The organism is Sandarakinorhabdus sp., from assembly GCF_041689835.1.
Classification (GTDB): domain Bacteria; phylum Pseudomonadota; class Alphaproteobacteria; order Sphingomonadales; family Sphingomonadaceae; genus Sandarakinorhabdus.
On record NZ_JBDNFM010000151.1, the window covers coordinates 1 to 2,736 of the forward strand.

The 2,736-nt window shown below is 61.3% G+C and carries 2 protein-coding genes; both read right to left on the reverse strand.

Features of this window, described 5'->3' with window-relative positions:
- Nucleotides 1–331 (reverse strand): biotin/lipoyl-containing protein (locus ACESL8_RS08300; protein WP_372917732.1); only part of this gene is annotated, 331 nt, incomplete at its 3' end.
- Between the two features lie 12 nt (nucleotides 332–343).
- Nucleotides 344–2,736 (reverse strand): 2-oxoglutarate dehydrogenase E1 component (locus ACESL8_RS08305; RefSeq protein WP_372917734.1); only part of this gene is annotated, 2,393 nt, incomplete at its 5' end.

Genomic DNA, 2,736 nt, shown 5'->3' on the forward strand with positions numbered 1-2,736 from the left:
CGGGGGCCGGGGCGGGTGCCGGTACGGGGGCGGATACCGGGGCCAACACAGGCGCGGCAGCAGTTGGCACAGGCGCGGCAGCTGCCGCCACTGCGCCTTCGACGATCCGGGCAATAAGCGCCCCCACCGTCACCGTATCGCCGACTTTGAACAATTGTTCGCCCATCACGCCGGCCACCGGGGACGGCACTTCCACGGCCACCTTGTCGGTTTCCAGTGCCACAATCGCTTCATCCACAGCCACCGCCTCGCCAGGCTGTTTCAGCCACTGGCCAACACTGGCTTCGGTGATGGATTCGCCCAGGGCGGGCACGACGACATCAGTTGCCATGATCGAACCTTCTCACTTTTTATTGAGACCGCCGCGGATGGCGGCCTTCACTTGTGTCGTGGTGGCGCCCAATGCTTCGGCCACCAGCTTGGCCTGTTCGGCATTGTGGCGCTTGAGCAGGCCCGTCGCCGTGGCAGCAGCAGCCGCGCGGCCGGCATACACCGGACGGCGGCCAACAGCGGCCTCGATCAGCGGCGCGGCAAAGGTCCAGGCGCCGCCGTTCTGCGGTTCTTCCTGTGCCCACACCACGGTTTCCAGATTGGGAAATTTCGCAACATATTCAGCCACGACGTCGCCGGGGAACGGGTAAAGCTGCTCGACGCGCAGCAGGTAGACGTCGTCGCGGCTTTCCTTCTCGCGCGCATCGAGCAGGTCGTAATAAACCTTGCCGGTGCACAGGACGAGCCGGCGGATTTTCTTCGGATCACAGGGTGCCAGATCGTCAAGGCAACGATGGAAACTGGTCGCCGGGCCCATGTCCGCCAGTGTCGAAACCGCCCGCTTGTGGCGCAGCAGCGATTTGGGCGTGAACACCACCAGCGGCTTGCGGAAATCGCGCAGCATTTGGCGGCGCAGCAGGTGGAAGAAATTGGCCGGAGTGGTGCAGTTGGCGACCTGAATATTGTCTTCTGCACACAAGGACAGAAAGCGTTCAAGCCGTGCCGAGCTGTGTTCCGGCCCCTGCCCTTCATAGCCGTGGGGCAGCAACATCACCAGCCCACTGGCGCGCAACCACTTGATTTCGCCCGAAACAATAAACTGATCGATGATTGTCTGAGCGCCGTTCACGAAATCGCCGAACTGCGCCTCCCACAGGATCAGGCTTTTGGGATCGGCGAGGGAATAGCCATATTCAAAGCCCAGCACGCCAAATTCCGACAGCGGGCTGTCGAGCACGGTGAAATTGGGATCCATCGCGTGCAGAGGTACATACCGGTGGCCGTCCTTCTGGTCGCTCCACACCGAATGGCGCTGGCTGAAGGTGCCGCGGCCGCAATCCTGGCCGGAAAGCCGCACGGCATAACCATCCTTCAGCAGCGATCCAAAAGCCAGCGCCTCACCGGTGGACCAATCGATGTTGGCGGCGCTGATGAACATCTCCGCCTTGGCATCGAGCACACGGGCCAAGGTGCGGTGAATGGACAAGCTTTCGGGCACCGTGGTGAGTTGCTTGCCGATCTCCCGAAGTTCGGTGATCGAAACACCGGTCATCGCGGCACGGCGGCTTTCGATGGTTTCCTTGGGCCGGCCCAGACCAGCCCAGCGGCCACCGAACCAATCGGCGGCATTGGCCTTGAAACTGGCGGCAGCGTCAAATTCGTCTTCCAGCATCGACACATAGGAATCGATCATGGCCTTGAAGCTATCGCCGGTCAGCACGGCCTCACGCGCCAGGCGTTCGGCATAAACCTCGCTTACCGGGCGCTTTTTGCCGATGGCGGCATACATCAACGGCTGGGTAAAGCTGGGCTCGTCGCTTTCATTGTGGCCAAAGCGCCGATAGCACCACATGTCGATCACCACGTCGCGGCCAAAACGCTGGCGGAATTCGGTGGCGACCTTGGTGGCAAAGGTCACGGCTTCGGGATCGTCGCCGTTCACGTGGAAGATCGGCGCCTGCACGATCTTGGCAACATCCGACGGGTAAGGCGACGAGCGCGCGAACTGCGGGCTGGTGGTGAAGCCGACCTGATTGTTGACAACAAAGTGGATGGTGCCGCCCGTGCCATAGCCATCAAGGCCGGAAAATCCGAAGCATTCGGCCACGATGCCCTGGCCGGCAAAGGCCGCATCGCCGTGCAGAAGCACCGGCATCACCCGTGTCTGCGCGGTGTCGCCCACCAGCGATTGAATGGCACGCACCTTGCCCAGCACCACCGGATCGACCGCTTCGAGGTGCGATGGGTTGGGCACCAGGCTGAGGTGGACGGTGTTGCCGTCAAACTCGCGGTCGGTACTGGTGCCGAGGTGATATTTCACGTCCCCCGAACCGCCGACATCATCGGGGTTGGACGAACCGCCGGCGAATTCGTGGAAGATGGTGCGAAACGGCTTCTGCAGAACATTGGCCAGCATATTAAGCCGGCCACGGTGCGGCATGCCGAACACGATTTCGGTGATGCCCAACTGGCCGCCCACCTTGATGATCGATTCCATCGCCGGAATCATGGCTTCAGCGCCATCGAGGCCGAAACGCTTGGTGCCGACAAACTTGCGGCCAAGGAATTTTTCGAACTGCTCTGCTTCAACCAGTTTGTTCAGAATCGCGCGCTTGCCGTTGGCCGTGAACTGAACTTCCTTGTCCCGGCCTTCGTATTTGTCCTGCAGGAAACGCCGTTCTTCCACATCGTTGATGTGCATGTATTCCAGGCCGACATTGCCGCAATAGTTGCGCTGCAGGATGC